The organism is Bacillus sp. P4_D3, from assembly GCF_056401855.1.
Genome location: NZ_JBFUIN010001051.1, coordinates 1 through 897, shown reverse-complemented (window position 1 = coordinate 897; position 897 = coordinate 1). Strand labels below are relative to the sequence as shown.

The 897-nt window shown below is 29.1% G+C and carries 1 protein-coding gene and 1 pseudogene; both read right to left on the bottom strand.

The features are described 5' to 3' along the window. A pseudogene (locus AC1DTM_RS29085) lies at positions 1-146 on the bottom strand (MFS transporter); the annotation flags it as partial. A gap of 113 nt (positions 147-259) precedes the next feature. After that, the coding region (locus tag AC1DTM_RS29080) for a class I SAM-dependent methyltransferase (RefSeq protein WP_477001555.1) at positions 260-897 on the bottom strand (638 nt) is incomplete at its 5' end.

Here is an 897-nt window from a genome sequence, read left to right as displayed (position 1 = left end):
GTTATTTGTAAAACATATAATCCTAATGCGAAACTATAAATAGAGCTACCAAATATTGATATTGTTTTCCCAATTACATAGAGACAAATATTTTTTAGTTCTTGGTTGCTTTTTTCATTTTGTAACTGTATTCGTAAACTCTCCATAACTTTTCCCTCCCGCTTAACTTTGTATTACGTACAGTGTAAGTTCTAGGGTCAACCCAATATCAATATGCTAGTATTAAAAACTTTTAAAAGAAAAATTAAAAAAGATGGGGTTAACCCCATCTTTTTCCGAAAAATGAATATGTATAAATTTCTTCTCCTTGAACAAAGAAATCCTCGTATTTCCCTCCTCGTTCTATATATTCTGAAGTTCTTTCATCTATGGAATTAAACTGTAGCTTTTGGATTTCTCTCTTCACTTTTGAAGACGTAAAATTATCTCGAAATCTAGTTGTAATTTGGCTATTTATGCTGAAATTTTTAAATAAAATAACTGAACTTAATAAATAACAATCAGGTTTTAAAAGGGAATTTAATTCATGCAGCAAAAAGATTTCATTCTCAAAACTGTAATTACTTGTACCAGACTGATCAATTACAATATCAACAGAATGGTTCTGAATAGGTATACTTAAAAAATCAGCGCAAATAAAAAGAATGTTTCTTGTGGAGTTTCTTCTTTCAATTACATCTTTTAAAAATAGAAGTTTATTCAAATCTCGATCAATAGCAATATATAAGCAATCTTCTGGCAGCTCTTCATAAATATTTCGTAAAAAGAATCCAAAACCCGATCCTATATCAAGCAGTACCTTGTCATTTAAATCTAGTTGTTTTAATTTCTTTTTCGCCCATTCTCCTGCTCTATGTATATTCTCCAAATAAGAAGAATCAGTTTCATGGATATAAT